This is a genomic window from Oribacterium sp. HCP3S3_B9 (assembly GCF_052064255.1).
Taxonomy (GTDB): Bacteria; Bacillota; Clostridia; order Lachnospirales; family Lachnospiraceae; genus Oribacterium.
The window spans coordinates 44,094-59,952 of sequence record NZ_JBQHVY010000007.1; the positions used below are offsets into that span (position 1 = coordinate 44,094).

At 54.5% G+C, this 15,859-nt stretch carries 8 protein-coding genes and 1 pseudogene; 2 read left to right on the plus strand and 7 right to left on the minus strand.

The window, feature by feature from the left end:
* Positions 1 to 65: 65 nt before the first annotated feature.
* The 3 genes from ACTNC3_RS05415 to gdhA form a co-directional block, all read right to left on the minus strand.
* A complete protein-coding gene (locus ACTNC3_RS05415; protein ID WP_441226733.1) occupies positions 66 to 953 on the minus strand; it encodes a DUF3881 family protein in 888 nt (295 codons plus the stop codon).
* Between the two features lie 17 nt (positions 954 to 970).
* Complete coding sequence (locus ACTNC3_RS05420) at positions 971 to 3,967, minus strand: response regulator (RefSeq protein WP_441226734.1); 2,997 nt, start codon at positions 3,965 to 3,967, stop codon at positions 971 to 973.
* A gap of 285 nt (positions 3,968 to 4,252) precedes the next feature.
* A complete protein-coding gene (gene gdhA, locus ACTNC3_RS05425) occupies positions 4,253 to 5,587 on the minus strand; it encodes an NADP-specific glutamate dehydrogenase (RefSeq protein WP_441226735.1) in 1,335 nt (444 codons plus the stop codon).
* A gap of 435 nt (positions 5,588 to 6,022) precedes the next feature.
* Between gdhA and ACTNC3_RS05430 the strand changes: the two genes are divergently transcribed.
* A complete protein-coding gene (locus tag ACTNC3_RS05430; RefSeq protein WP_441226736.1) occupies positions 6,023 to 7,330 on the plus strand; it encodes a hypothetical protein in 1,308 nt (435 codons plus the stop codon).
* A gap of 162 nt (positions 7,331 to 7,492) precedes the next feature.
* The gene (locus ACTNC3_RS05435) at positions 7,493 to 8,086 is read left to right on the plus strand and encodes a biotin transporter BioY (protein ID WP_441226737.1); all 594 of its coding nucleotides are present in this window, start codon (positions 7,493 to 7,495) and stop codon (positions 8,084 to 8,086) included.
* 232 nt (positions 8,087 to 8,318) lie between these two features.
* Here ACTNC3_RS05435 and ACTNC3_RS05440 read toward each other — a convergent pair whose 3' ends face one another.
* From ACTNC3_RS05440 to ACTNC3_RS05455, 4 genes and pseudogenes are all read right to left on the minus strand, one after another.
* On the minus strand, positions 8,319 to 9,749 hold the full coding sequence (locus ACTNC3_RS05440) for a GGDEF domain-containing protein (protein ID WP_441226738.1): 1,431 nt from the start codon (positions 9,747 to 9,749) through the stop codon (positions 8,319 to 8,321).
* Between the two features lie 373 nt (positions 9,750 to 10,122).
* A pseudogene (gene adhE, locus ACTNC3_RS05445) lies at positions 10,123 to 12,726 on the minus strand (bifunctional acetaldehyde-CoA/alcohol dehydrogenase); the annotation flags it as partial.
* A gap of 221 nt (positions 12,727 to 12,947) precedes the next feature.
* Positions 12,948 to 14,228 (minus strand): SLC13 family permease, encoded by a 1,281-nt coding sequence (locus tag ACTNC3_RS05450; RefSeq protein ID WP_410043139.1) that lies wholly within the window; start codon positions 14,226 to 14,228, stop codon positions 12,948 to 12,950.
* A gap of 163 nt (positions 14,229 to 14,391) precedes the next feature.
* Positions 14,392 to 15,687: a UDP-N-acetylglucosamine 1-carboxyvinyltransferase gene (locus tag ACTNC3_RS05455; RefSeq protein ID WP_441226739.1), complete on the minus strand. Its 1,296-nt coding sequence runs from the start codon at positions 15,685 to 15,687 to the stop codon at positions 14,392 to 14,394.
* Positions 15,688 to 15,859 lie beyond the last annotated feature (172 nt).

Consider the following 15,859-nt stretch of genomic DNA (forward strand, 5'->3'; position numbering starts at 1 on the left):
CCGGGTCCCCTGCTAGACTTCTCTACAAAAAAAGCCTTTCGGTTCTCCAGAAGGCTTTTCAAGATTTATTCGGTCTGCTCGACGATCTCGAGCGAGCCCTGCATCCAGATCTTTCCCTTGAAGCGCCGGCCGACCGCCGGCACACCCGTGAGATCCGATTCGTTGATGGCGACATGGAAGATACACTCGTTGCAGCTGACCTTCATGTCCACCACATTTTCGTGGGTGTAGACATTTTCCTTCACCCGGAGAGAGACGATCTCGCCGAGGATCTGGTACATATCGCACTCGACACCGGTCGGCATGAAGGTGGTCTCCACGAGACTGTAGAGATCCTCCGTCTGATAGCGCTGCTGCACCTCGTGCATGAGGTTGAGATCGGTCTCTGTCAGCGTATCGATCGCCTCCGGGTCGCCCTGGCGGGCCGCCTCGAAGAGTCGCTTCCGCTCATTCTGACGATGCTTCACGATCTCCGGATCCTCCGGACGCTTCTCGACCGGAAGCAGGATCTTGCCGCTCTCCGCGAGACCGGTCAGAAAGGCCTGACGCGCGCGCAGCGGCATCTGCATACGGCGAAGCTCGGTGAGCTGCACCGAATTCGTGATGTAAAAGATCAGCGGGATGCCTGAACGGAAATCCTCGAGCACGCCGGCATAGGTCTCCTTCTCGAGATGCCGCTCGACGGCCCCCTCCTCCGTCAGTGTCCCATCGTAGGAACGCATGTACGGAAAGTAGTATCCCCGGTGAAACACGCCATCCGGCGTGCGCTGACCGACCAGCGTGATGCCCATGGACGGTGCCACCGGAAGCTGATACTCCTCGGTCACGACACCCTCGCCGGCATTGATCGTCAACACCCGGTACTTTTCATTCTCAGCCCGCACGAGCAGTGGCTCGAGCTGCAGCTCTGTATTCAGTTTTGAAAATCCGACGGATCTCAAAAATTTATGCATGGATGTATCTACCCTCTTTATAAAAATGACGCGATCGTTTTCATCATTTTCTCAACATCGATCGGTTTCGTCAAGTACCCATTCATACCAGCCTCGGTCGCCAGCATCCGATCCTCCTCGAAGGCGTTCGCCGTCATCGCGAGAATCGGGATCATACGGCAGTATGCGCTGTCCATCGCGCGGATCTGGCGCGTCGCTTCATACCCGTTCATGACCGGCATCTGGACATCCATCAGGATGAGATCATACTGTCCCGGTGCAGCGTCCGCCATCTTCCCGACGGCGATGGCACCATCCTCCGCGACCTCGACGAGGAAGCCGGCCTCCTTCAGGATTTCGGTGGCGATCTCCTGGTTGAGCTCGTTATCCTCGACGAGAAGGATCTTCCTTCCACGGAAATCAGCCTCTTTCTGCTCAGCTGTGATCCGCTCCCCGCTGGAATGACACGTCGACGAGGTCAGCGTCTGTCCGGAAGCGGACGTTTCCGACGTCGGTTCAGAAGCAGCGGTATCCGAAGCGGACGTCCTCTCCGCCGACACACAGCAGCGGAAGCAGAGGCCGACATCGAAGGTACTGCCCTGTCCTTCGGCGCTGCTGAGTTCGATGGTGCCACCCATCATGTCGACCATCCTCTTCGTGATGGCGAGGCCGAGTCCGGTGCCCTGGATGCCGCTGACCGTCGCGGTCTCCTCACGTGAGAAGTTCTCGAAAAGATGCTGCTGGAAGCGCTCGCTGATGCCGATACCGGTATCCCGCACGATGAAGTGATAGCAGGCACGGCCCTCCAGCCCGCTCTTTTCCTGACGCAGAAGGAAGCGGACGCTGCCGTTCATGCGGTTATATTTCACCGCGTTGCTGAGCAGATTGAGAAGGATCTGCGTGAGACGCAACGGATCGGCCAGTACATCCTCGTTCTCGACATCCTGCAGCTCCATCCGGAAATCGATCTGCTTCTCCTCGAGCGACGGTCGGATCATCGTACTGAGATCCTCCATGAGGGTCGGCAGATGGAGCGGCTTCTCCTGCAGTGTCACCTTGCCGCTCTCGATGCGGCTCATATCGAGAACATCATTGATGAGGGAGAGCAGATGCTCACTCGACATCCCGATCTTCCCGAGGTAATCCCGCAGCTTCTCTGGATGCTCGAGCTGTGCGGATGCAAGCCTGGTGAAGCCGATGATGGCATTCATCGGGGTACGAATATCGTGCGACATGCTATTCAGGAAGGTGGTTTTCGCCGCATTGGCACTCTCAGCCTCGGTGAGCGCCTGCTTCAGCTCCTGCTCGCTCTCCTGCAGCTTCGCATTCAGCCGCTCCGCACGGGCCGCGGCGAGGCGCGCATTCCGAAGGAAGCCGAGAATCACCGTAAGGATCAGAAGGAAGAGAGACAGACAGGATATCGTCACCGGCAGGAGATTATCCTTCACGAAATCGAGCAGTGTAACCTTTTTCACCACATCCTCATACATCGAGACCGCGCCGATCAGCTTCGCAGTCTGCATGGTCTTCAGTGTCTTGTTAAGGATCGAGTTCAGTACGCGGTTTCCACGATCCACAGCGAAGGAGACATCCTCCGCCTGGGTGAGGTAGACGCTGTGGAGCGCCTTATCATTGACATACTGCATAGCCTCAGCGGAGCGGATGAGCATACCATCGACATCTCCTCGCTTGACCGCCTGCTCCGCTTCCTTGTAGCCGTCATATTTCGCGATCGTCCAGAACGGATAATTGTTCGAAATATACCACTTGGCCTGCGCATCGCTCTTTACGATCGCGATGGTATTCGTCATACTTTCATTAAAGGCATCCTGCGCGGTCACGACGGCGAGCGGGATGGACAGTACGGTGTTCGACAGTGACACGCCACTCCGCTCGGCGTAGTATGGATTCTGGCTGACATGAAAGACCATATCGATCTTCCCGTTCTGCACCGCCGAAAGCGCGGCCTGCAGCGTATCGAAGCCGACGATCTCGAAATGGATGGTCTCGTTGAGACAGTCCGTCGCGTGCAGGATGTAGTCATTGAGCACGCCCGTCACCTGCCCGGTCTTCGGATCCTCCACGCTGAAGCCCGGATCGTTTCGCAGATAGCCGATGCGGATGCTGCCATGCTGCGAAAGCCAGTCCTTCTCTTCCGCGGTCAGCGGCGAGAGCTGCTGTGTCGCGATGTAGCGCTTGTAGAGCTCGTTCGCATAGAAAGGCTTATCCCTCTCCATCGCGCGCATCGCTGCGTCCAGCTTTTCCTTCAGATCCGGGCGGCTCTTCGAGATACCGAAGTAAATATCCGAGCTGCCCGTGTCGATGATGGCCGTCAGCCCCGCATCCGCCCAGATAGAGGTCTCCGTCGACACCACGCCGTCCAGCTGCCCCGCTTCAAACAGCGCCTTCGCTTCGTCAATGCTGTCGACCGGCACGTGGATGGTCGTGATGTCATGCTTCTTTTCCCACGCACAGAACTGCGTGTACTGAACGGTTTTCTCCATCACCGCGATGCGCTTTCCCTCGAGACTCGAAAGCTTCGTCGGAGAAATGTCGGAATGCTCCAGATCCACGTACAGATAGTAGCGCTCCTTCCCCATCGGCTGCTCAGAGAAAAGCATATGCTCTGCACGCTCGTCGGTATAGGAAATGGCACTCATGATCTCGATCTGCCCGCTCTCAAGCTTCTCAAACAGCGTCGTCCAGTCATCCTTCACATAGATGTAATCCCAGCCGGTGTAGGATGCCACCGCCTGCTCGTACTCGTAGCCGTAGCCACTGCGACCGCCATCCGGATTCGTGATGTGGTAGGAATCCTCGTACCAGGCTGCACGGACATTGACATACATATCAGAGGCACTCGCTGACGTTTCCAGCGCCGACGCCTCCTCTGCCGAAGAAGCTGCCGCCGACGGCCCATCCAGCGACGCAGATCCTGTGACCACATCCTCCGACTGCACCTGCGCTGCACTCCCCTCCGTCGCAGCGAACGCGCTCAGCGTAAACAGCAGCGCAAAAAAGAAAAAGTATGCCACAGTTCTCCCCATAAAGAAGAACTCCCTGTCGGCATACTTTCTGAAAAACGTATCCAGATACGAAAAGAGCCCACTCCCTCTATGTCCGGGCTGATATCGATACTGCTGCGCTCTGTTCATAATTCCCCCTGCTAACTGCGTGTGGTGTTTTCATACATCGTTCTACACACTATAGCACATTATCCCTCCATATTGGGGTTCTTTTGCAGAACATCGCAGAGCAAAACAAAACGACGTCACAGATTTCTCTATGACGTCGTTTTATATGCTGCAATTTTATATCTCTTATACGAGGCCCTGTGCAAGCATAGCCGTTGCAACCTTCTCGAAGCCGGCGATGTTCGCACCAACGACGAAGTTGTTCTCATAGCCATACTTCTTTGCAGTCTCTGAAACGTTTTTATAGATGTTCACCATGATGTCGTGAAGCTTGCTGTCGACCTCCTCGAAGCTCCAGCTCAGTCTCTCGGAGTTCTGAGACATCTCGAGTGCAGAAACCGCTACGCCGCCAGCATTGGCTGCCTTAGCTGGCATATAGAGAATCTTCGCAGCGAGGTAAGTATCGATCGCAGCCTCGTCGGAAGGCATGTTTGCACCCTCACATACACACCAGCAGCCGTTCTCGATGAGCTTCTTCGCGTCCTCACCGTTGACCTCGTTCTGGGTTGCACACGGAAGTGCGATGTCACACTTTACGCCCCATGGACGCTCACCCTCGTGGTACTCGGAACCTGGAACGCGGTTTGCGTACTCCTTGATTCTCCCTCTCTCGACCTGCTTGATCTGGCAGAGAACCTCGAAGTTGATACCGTTCGGATCATAGATATAGCCGTTGGAGTCAGAGCAGGTAACAACCTTCGCACCGAGCTGCTCGGCCTTCTGGATCGCATACTGTGCGACATTACCGGAACCGGAAACGACGATGGTCTTTCCCTTCAGCTCCTTGCCGGCACCCTTGACTACCTCATCCGTGATGTAAACGAGACCATAGCCGGTTGCCTCTGGACGAGCGAGGGAACCACCGAAGGTGAGACCCTTGCCGGTCAGTACGCCCTCATAGAGGCCGGTAAGTCTCTTGTACTGGCCATAGAGGTAGCCTACCTCACGTCCGCCGACACCGATATCACCGGCCGGAACGTCGGTATCCTTACCGATGTACTTATAGAGCTCCGTCATGAAGCTCTGGCAGAAGCGCATCACCTCTGCATCCGACTTGCCGTGCGGGTCGAAGTCCGCACCACCCTTACCACCACCGATCGGAAGGCTGGTCAGGGAGTTCTTCAGAATCTGCTCCATACCGAGGAACTTAAGAATCGACTGATTTACAGACGGATGGAAACGGAGACCGCCCTTGTACGGTCCGATGGCTGAATTGAACTGTACTCTGTAGCCGAGATTTACGTGGTTTACACCCTTATCATCGGTCCATGGTACTCTGAACGTAATGATTCTCTCCGGCTCGACAAATCTCTCCAGAAGAGCATTCTTACGGTATACATCCTCGTTCTTCGAAACGATCGGGTCCAGAGACTCGAGAATTCTCTTTGCAGCCTCGAGAAACTCCGGCTCGTGCGGATGCTTTGCCTTTAATCCTTCGTAAACTTCATCAACATAAGACATAAAATTTCCTCCTTCAGGAACAGCTTATTTGGTTTAGTTTAAAAAATCCGGATACCAAGACATAGTGCGCCCGTTCTTTCCTGAAGGCGCCCCCATTGGCTCCGAATCCATGTTTTATCGGGGTAACTATAACATGGTATAATCTTTACGTAAACAAAAAATTCCTGATATAAACAAATATTATGGTGGCGCGGGCGCTACTGTTCAGGCTTGGGATCGTCTTGGGCCGAAGCTGGCTCTGGGGTCTATGCATCTGAAATGGTTACGAATAGTTGATATTTTTACGATGAATGATATGTTTGTCTCATGATAGTTTATTCAAATCCATTTGAATAAACTGGATTTGAGTCAAATTGATTTGAACAAACAGAGAAACTATATCCGTCCCTCTAAAAAGAAGACCTGTATAACGAAAATACGAATCGAGGAAGTCTTATGAACACATCGAAGCTTTTAAATGGAAGAGTTTTAATCAGCGATGGGCTGGGCAGAGACTGCTTCAACACCCAGCTTCTCTACTTCACCTGCTCGTCACTCAGCGCGGATGACGAGCGTATCTATCTGATTTCGGACCGGGACGGCCATCCGAATGTCTGGATGCATGACATGTTCCGCGGAACCGACCGGAAGCTGACGGATAATCAGAAGGGCATCCTGAAGAGCTACGTCTACTTCGATGGCACGCAGGATGAGGGCCTCGGCAAGGCCAGCGTCTGCCTCGACTATATCCGTGAGCGTGTCTACTATATTCAGGATGATAAAATCTGTCGGACCGACCGGGACGGCAACATCCGGGTGCTGAACCGCGTGCCGGATGGCCGGATGACCGCATTCACGCACGTCAGCCTGGACGGCACGAAGCTGTGCGTGCCGATGACTGACGGGCGCATCCTTGATTTCGATCCGGAGACCGAGGGTGAGGGCCTCGACAAGCGTCCGAAGTACAACATCGACCAGCGTGCACAGGACGAGGGTCTCAACTCGTATCTCTGCGTGTATGACACAGAGAGCGGTGCGCTGCTTTATGAAAAGACGATCCCGCGCTGCTGGATCACGCATGTACAGTTCCACCCGCTCGATTCGGACATCATCATGTATAACCACGAGTGGTCCGCCTTCGACTGCGGCATCCGTCGTGTGAATATCTATGACCATCATCAGGACATCTTCTATCACGTCCGGAAGGAAGGCGATGATACCAAAGGCAACCCGCGTGGCTATGCGCGCAGTCGCCATGACTGGGTCTGCCACGAGATGTGGACGGACGACGGTCGAAGCATCATCTACCACGGCGGCTATGATCACGGCCCGGCGATGGTTGGCCGTTGTGACATTGACTTCACACACACCGACGCAGATGGCCTGCCCGTCCGCAACTTCTGGGAGATCGCCCTGCCGGATGAGTACAATGCTTACGGCCACTTCCTGATGGACCACCGCGGCAATCTGACCTGCGACGGCTACTATCGCATGCCGGGTGAAAAAATCATCGAGCGCGAGAACTCGACCGACAACGGCCCGGATCCGCATCGAAAGGATGGCGCCTACATCACGAAGGTGGAGCCGGACTGGGATGAGGGCATCCTCCACTGGGTTCCACTCTGTAAGCATGACTCCGACTGGCTCGGCCAGGACGCGCACCCGCACCCGATCTACGCCCACGCCGGCGACCGCATCTTCTTCAACAGCCGCATGGCTCATACGGTCAATGTCTACGCCGTCTCGGCGCGCACGCCGCAGTAGATCACCTGTTACAGTCCAGCTAAATAGCCACCACTCTCTGAACCGCTATGACTGAACGGTCGGAATCACCGGTTTCTGCTGGCAACCTATTGACATCTGCGGGTTAACTTCTTATAATTTTCACGTTCTGTAAACTTGTGAAAAAAGTGAGGTTAACTTCTTATGACGAATACAACCACGAAAACTCTGACCCTGACGGCTTTATGTGCAGCACTTCTCTGTGTACTGTCTCCGATGTCCATCCCGCTTCCAGGTGGTGTTCCGATTTCCCTCGCGACCCTAGCGGCGGCCTTCGCCGGTGCGCTGCTCGGTGCGAAGTACGGTACACTTTCCGTGCTGATCTATCTTCTGCTCGGTGCCTTCGGTCTTCCGGTTTTCGCCGGCTACAGCGGTGGCTTCGGCTCCTTCGTGAAGCCGTCCTCCGGTTACCTCATCGGTTATCTTTTCCTCGCATTCCTGACCGGCCTCATCTATCACCGCTTCGGTCGTGAGCAGAAGGGCGGCCAGAAGTACCTGCTTCTCTTCGTCGCACAGCTCGCCGGCGAGGTGATCCTCTATATCTTCGGAACCGCCTGGTTCATGTACCTCATGGGTGCGCAGGGCAATGCTGCCATGGCGACACTCGGTGGCGCGCTCGGTGCGTGTGTGATCCCGTTCCTGCCAGGTGACTGCGCGAAGATGATCGCGGTCTGCATCGTCATCCCGGTACTCGAGAGAGCACTGAATGCCGCCGGCCTCGCAGTGAAGGTCGCGTAACGCGTTATTTTACTTATTCATTTTTTCTCCATACAGAAGCACCCGAGTCATATGGCCCGGGTGCTTCTTTCATTAGGCCAGGAAGAGGAATCCCCGTTTTCAAGGCGCTGAATTCAACGCAAATCCCCATCGGAAAGAAATAAATGGGTGAAAGTTTATGGGGTCAGACCCCCTTACAAAATTCTTAAGGCCGTCGTGATGGGGCTCTCCCCGCCACGACGGCCTTTTCATCCTATGATTTCCGACAGTCCACGCCGCTTTCACGGTAGAAGTACGCCTTCCGTTCGTACATACGTATATCGGCTGCCTTCGAGATCTCATGGACGCTTTCCCACGGGTGCTCGGTGCTCAGCACATATCCCCAGGCGATGCTCATGCTGTCCACGAGCTCGCCCTGCCAGTGCGCGACATCCACATCGAAGTCCTGAAGCCGCGCGTCCAGCGCCTCCAGCTCCCCGGTGACGATCACGACGAACTCATCGCCGCCGATGCGGTACACCCTGCCGATATCCGCGAAGCTGTGCTTCATCGTTTCGGCCGCCGCACAGATCAGCTCATCGCCAGCCGCGTGCCCGCGCGTATCATTGACCTGCTTAAGTCCGTTCACATCCATCGACAGGTAGGCCCAGGCCGCCTGCAGATCGAGCTTCGCGATATCCGTCTCGTACGCGTGCCGGTTCCCGCAGCGCGTAAGCTCGTCCGTCATCGAGGTATAGAGCAGCTTCTCCTTTTCGTACTTCTCCTTCATCACCTCCGCGAGCATATAGATCATGCCACACGACGCGAGTATCAGGTACACTCCGACGATAAGCATCGCGACGAAGCTGCTTTCGAGGTACACTGCCTTCTCCTCCGTGATCACCACGAGGTACTTCGCGTCCTTCTGCAGCATGCATCGACAGTCCTCTCCCTTTACGACGGCATCCATTCGTATGGTCTGGCCAATGCTGACGGCCTCTGCATCGATGCCGAGTTCCTCGAGACGCCGGCCGAGCTGCGTACTGTCCGTGGCCCCCTCGATCTGCTTCGTCTCCGGATCTGCGACATAGAGCTCCATGCCTTTATAGAGCGGCATATCGGCCACCACAGCGGGAACCTGGTTATGCTTCAGCTCCTGCAGCAGATGCTTCGGCGTGATGCCCACCTGAATCATCTTCGAAGCACTTTCATCCCAGACGATAGCATACATCATCTCCTTGCCTTCAGCGGTATTCGGCGTCACATCCTGGCACATCGACAGCTGTTTATCTGTCAGCATCGGCTTAAAATACGCCATCTGCTCGCCGGTATCGAAATTATAGCCGAAGTACTTCGGGAGCGTGCCGCTGTAGATCATGCCCGTCTGATCCAGAAGGTGGATCTCGTCCACCGAAATCAGCTTTGCAATCCGCTGGAGCTCATCGACATCAAGCTCCGCCTCCGGCTTCGCATCCAGGATATAGGACACCGCACGCGCCCGGACGATATAGTCCGACTTCAGCGATTCGATCATATCCGCTTCACTCTGCTCATTCTTTTCGAGTACCGTAAACACACGATCCAGCATCACCTCAGAGATCCTGTATGTCATCTGATCATTTACATATTTTAAAATGCCGGCCTCCAGCATCAGCGCGACCACGATGACGGCGACCGCCAGCGCCGCCAGCCTTCTCTTCTTCATAAACGCCACCCTCTGCCTGTCCGAACAGAAATCAGCTTCTGCCGGCTCGAACAGAAAAAACTCTGTCGAAGTGCCGATGAATCAACACATTTATCATATCATGGCTCACCGCCAAGCACCAGTTTATTGCGCCTCTTAAGTTTATGGGGTCTGACCCCATTAATTTTTTCTAAACAGAATCTAAACTGAAATTTATGGGGTCAGACCCCCTTACGAAATTCTTAAGACACCGCAATAAAAAGCCGCCCGGAAACATCCGGACGGCTTTTATTTATGAACTTGTTGCCACAAGGTTCAAACGATTTGATTAAGCGGTGTACTCATCCATGCAAGGAAGAACCTCGACTGGTGTTGCGTCGTTCTTCTGGTAAGCCTTGCCGTAGAATGCAAGCTTGTACATCTCCTTGATGTCGGAGATCAGCGGGTATCTCGGGTTTGCACCGGTGCACTGATCATCGAATGCGTTGGTGCTCATCTCGTCGAGGGTCTTCAGGAAATCCTCCTCGGTTACGTTGTAATCCTGGATGCGCTCCTTGATGCCGACAGTACGCTTCAGCTCTACGATCTTATCGCAGAACTTCTGAACAGCCTTGGCATCATCCTTCTCAACGACACCGCAGAAACGTGCGCACTCTGCATATCTGTGGAGTGTGTGCGGATACTCATACTGAGGGAAGGTACCCATCTTTTGTGGCTGCTCCGCAGCATTGTAACGGATGACCTCGGTGAGGAGGAGTGCGTTTGCGATGCCGTGCGGGATGTGGTGGTAAGCACCGAGCTTGTGTGCCATGGAGTGGCAGACACCGAGGAAGGCATTGGCGAAGGCCATACCTGCCATGCAGGATGCGTGTGCCATCTCATCTCTGGCCTTGACATTGGTCGGCTCGTTAAAAGCAGTCGGCAGGTACTCGAAGACGCGCTTCATCGCCTGAAGAGCGAGACCATCCGTATACGGTGTAGCCATCATGGAAGCGTATGCCTCGAGTGCGTGTACGAGAACATCGAGTCCGGATGCAGCGGTGAGGCCGCGTGGCTGTGTCATCATGTTGTCGGTATCGATGATCGACATGTTCGGAAGCAGCTCGTAGTCCGTGATCGGGTACTTGGTGCCCGTGGTCTGGTCGGTGATAACCGCGAACGGAGTCACCTCAGAACCGGTACCAGAAGAGGTCGGGATGGCTACGAAGAGTGCCTTCTCACCCATCTTCGGGAACTGGTAAACCTTCTTACGGATATCGATGTAACGCATCGACATATCGGCGAAGGTTACATCCGGGTGCTCATAGAGAACCCACATGATCTTACCGGCATCCATCGCAGAACCACCACCGAAGGCGATGATGCAATCCGGCTGATAACGACGCATCTGCTCAGCGCCTTCCTCAGCATTGGCCAGGGTAGGATCCGGCTGTACGTGTGAGAATACGCGGTAGTCGATGCCGAGCTCATGGAGCTTGTCGGTGATCGGCTTGATGTATCCTGCAGAATCGAGGAAGGAGTCGGTTACGAGGAACACCTTCTTCTTATCATAAACTTCCTTTAACTCAGCGAGGGCAACTGGCATGCAGCCCTTCTTGAAGTAAACCTTAGATGGGGTACGGAACCAGAGCATGTTTTCTCTCCTCTCTGTCACAGTCTTATAGTTCAGCAGGTGCTTGACACCGACGTTCTCAGAAACAGAGTTTCCACCGTAGGAGCCGCAGCCCAGTGTCAGAGACGGAGTGAGCTTGAAGTTGTAAAGATCACCGAGACCACCCAGGGCAGACGGCTGGTTCAGGAGGATACGGCAGGCATGCATCACATGTGCGTGCTTTGCGATCTTCTCGGTCTCACGTGGATCGATGAAGAGGGACGCAGTATGTCCAGGACCACCCTCCATCAGAAGCTTCTCACAGCTTACAAGTGCAGAGTCGAAATCCTTCGCCTTATACATACCGAGTACCGGCGCGAGCTTCTCATGTGCGAACGGCTCTGCCTTCGAGTTATCGGTCACCTCTGCGATGAGGACCTTCTTCGAGTGCGGGATCTCGATGCCGCACATCTCGGCGATCTTCCATGCCGGCTGGCCGACGATCTTTGCGTTCATGGAGCCGTTGATGATGATAACCTTACCAACCTTCTCCTTCTCCTCCTTACTCAGGAAGTACGCACCTCTGTACTCAAACTCCTTCTTTACCTTATCATACACATCTGCTACGACGGTGCAGGTCTGCTCAGAAGCACAGATCATACCATAGTCGAAGGTCTTCGAATGAAGGATGGAAGAAACTGCCATCTGGATATCTGCAGTCGAATCGATGATGCAAGGATCATTACCTGCACCTACGCCGAGTGCCGGTGTACCAGAGCTATACGCTGCGTTTACCATACCAGGACCACCGGTTGCAAGGATGCAGTCTGCGTCATGCATGATCTCATCCGTCATCTCAAGAGACGGCTCATCGATCCAGCCAATGATGTTCTCCGGAGCACCTGCCTTGACAGCAGCATCGAGAACGACCTTTGCAGCATAAGTGGTGCACTTCTTCGCTCTTGGGTGCGGGCTGATGATGATACCATTTCTGGTCTTTAAGCAGATCAGCGTCTTGAAAATAGCGGTCGATGTCGGGTTCGTCGTCGGGATAACTGCAGCCACGAGGCCCAGCGGCTCTGCGATCGTCTTGGTTCCGAAAGCCGGATCCTCATCGATGACACCACAGGTCTTCGTATTCTTATACTTGTTGTAGATATACTCAGCGGCGTAGTTGTTCTTGATGACCTTATCCTCGACGAGACCCATACCGGTCTCCTCTACTGCCATTTGTGCAAGCGGAATACGCATCTGGTTTGCAGCCGTTGCAGCGGCGTTGAAAATCTTATCTACCTGCTCCTGTGTGAAGTTTGCGTACTTCTCCTGTGCTTCTCTGACAACCGCGATCTTCGCCTGCAGAGAATCCATGTCCTTAACGATCTCCGGATTCTTTAATTCCTTACTCATGTGTGATCTCCTTTTTGTGGCAACAACTATAGATCAAATTATCTCACGTCGATTGATAATTAATTATCGTTAATTATTTATCAATCAAACTACAAGTAGTATACATGCCTGTTAATTAATTGTCAATCACTAATTCAGATTATTTTTCACCACATACAAATAGGAGACGGAGACAGGGCTGCCCTTCGGACAGCCCTGTCTCCGTCTCCATCTTCATCCGGTCACGCCCAGAACACCCAGATAAACGCATACCCGGTGAGCACCGCCGCCAGCGTAAACGGCAGTCCGATCTTCATGAAATCACCGAACGATACCTCATAGCCACCGGCCTTCAGCATTCCGACCGCCGTGATATTCGCACTCGCACCGATCGGGGTAATGTTTCCACCGAGCGTCGCGCCGGTCAGCAGTCCGAAGTACAGAAGATACGGCTCGATCCCGAGCAGCTGACAGATGCCCGTGATGATCGGCAGCATAGTCGCCACATACGGGATGTTATCGATAAACGCAGAGAACAGCACCGAGCCCCACACGATGATCGTATAGAGCATGAAGATGTTGCTGCCACCTGCACGTACGATCAGGTCTGCGGCCGCATCGATGATCCCGACATCCGTGATGCCACGGATCACGATAAACAGCCCCGCGAGGATCAGCAGCGTATCCGCATCCACCGAAGCGATCGCATGCTTGAGGTTGAGGTGACTCCGATGCCGCGCATAGTCACAGATCATACAGATCGCCGCGATCGTCATACAGATGATACCGTTGATCATATCCGGTGTATTCGGGATGAAGGACGCGACGATGAGCGCAACGACGATACCACACAGGGCGATCGTCGGGAAGTAATCCGTCACCACGGTCTTCTCGCTGGCCTCCACCGGCTGTCGATACTTATGGAAGAGAAAAATCATCACCGGTACCGTCATCAGTGCACCGAACTCGACGGACCAGAAAATACCCGGACGCCCATGCATGAAGAAGAACTCCATGAAGTTCATGTTCGCATAGTCACCGAGCATGATGGAGGTCGTATCGCCGACGAGCGTCGCCGCACCCTGCAGATTCGAGGACACGGCGATGGACAGAATCATCGATACCGGCGAGATATCGAGCTTCTTACATACCGCAAGTGCCACCGGTGCGATCATGAGGACGGTAGCGACATTATCGATAAACGCCGACACCGCACCGGCAAACAGCGACATCAGGATGATGACCCACATGACATTTGCACACTTATCGAGGATGATATCCGCCAGCAGATTCGGCATCTTCGATTCGATGAAGAACCAGACGACGAGCATCGTGCCGCCGATCATCATAAGGACGTTCCAGTTGATGACCGACAGGATGTACAGCGGATTCGGCCGGAGGATCCCGACCAGCATAAAGACGATGGCGACGCCCCAGATCGCGTAGATCTTCCAGTTCGGCTTCGCAATCATAATCACATACATTAAAATGAACAAAATAAAAGCGATGGCTCTTAGATCCATAATCATTTCTCCTTCATAAATTCACAAAAGACAGTATCGAATCATGGACTCAACACTGTCTTTTCGTATCCCAAGCTGTGTCGCCTGCACGGCGATGTTCTTTCAGACCCTGTTGAAAACAGTTTCTATTCTACACAAGCTATATAAATTATCTCTTTCTACATCAGCCGATCTTCATCCGGAACTTCTGCGCCTCGCGCTCACTGTCCACCAGCTCGATCTGTGCGCCGAGGGCCTGCAGCTTCTGCTCGAAGTGCTCATAGCCACGCTGGATGTAGACGATGTCGCGGACCGTCGTGATGCCATCTGCGGCGAGGCCGGCGATGACGAGAGCGGCACCAGCGCGGAGGTCGAGTGCATTGACACTGGCACCCGTAAAGCGCTTCACACCATCGATGACGGAGACGTTCCCCTCCACCTTGATGTTCGAGCCCATACGCGCGAGCTCATCGACATACTTGAAACGGTTCTCGAAGATGGATTCGGTGACGACCGAGGTGCCATCGGCGAGGGCCAGGGTCACGGACATCTGCGGCTGCATGTCGGTCGGGAAGCCCGGATACGGGAGCGTCTTCACATCGGTCGGATGCTGCACCGGCGCGCCCACGACGCGTACGGCCTCATCGTACTCATAGACCGTGTTGCCCATCTCGAGCAGCTTCGCGGTGATCGACTCCAGGTGCTTCGGGATGACGTTCTTGATCAGGATGTCACCACGGGTCGCCGCGGCGGCACACATGAAGGTGCCTGCCTCGATCTGGTCCGGGATAACGGCGTAGGTCGTGCCATGCAGGCGGCGGACGCCACGGATGCGGATCGTATCCGTACCGGCGCCCTTGATGTTGGCCCCCATCGAGTTCAGGAAGTTCGCGACATCGACGATGTGCGGCTCCTTCGCCACGTTCTCGATGATGGTTCTGCCCTCTGCGAGGACGGCAGCCAGCATGATGTTGATGGTCGCGCCGACGGATACGACGTCGAGGTAGATGTGGGAGGAGTGAAGTCCTTCGGAGGCAGCGGCCTGTACACAGCCGTTCCGGATCTCTACCTTCGCACCGAGGGCCCGGAAGCCCTTGATGTGCTGGTCGATCGGACGGGAACCGATCGCACAGCCGCCCGGAAGCGGAACATCCGCCATGTGATGCTTGCCCAGCAGTGCGCCGATAAAGTAGTAGGATGCCCGGATCTTCCGGATGTACTCGTCGTCGATCGATACGCTCGTCACGCCCACGGCGCTGATCTTCGCGGTATGACGATCGATACGCTCGACGACGGCGCCGATCTCCTTCAATGCCTCAAGCATAACGTTGATGTCACGCACGTCCGGCAGATTCTCTATAATCACATCTTCATCTGTTAAAAGTGCGCCGGCGATGATGCCCAGTGCGGCATTCTTCGCCCCGCCGATCACGACCTCGCCGTGAAGAGGGGTGCCACCTTTCATGATAAACTGTTCCATATATCTCCTGTAAGTTTCCTATGCGCAGAGCATAAGAACCGCATTATTCAGACTGTTAAATCTTATAAATTATAAGTGAGTGTACACGCTTTTGCAAGCGTTTGTACTTTTTGCTTCTGCTGCCGGTAACCGCTCGGGCATGAGAGCCCGGAGGACTGGAATTTTAGAGTCT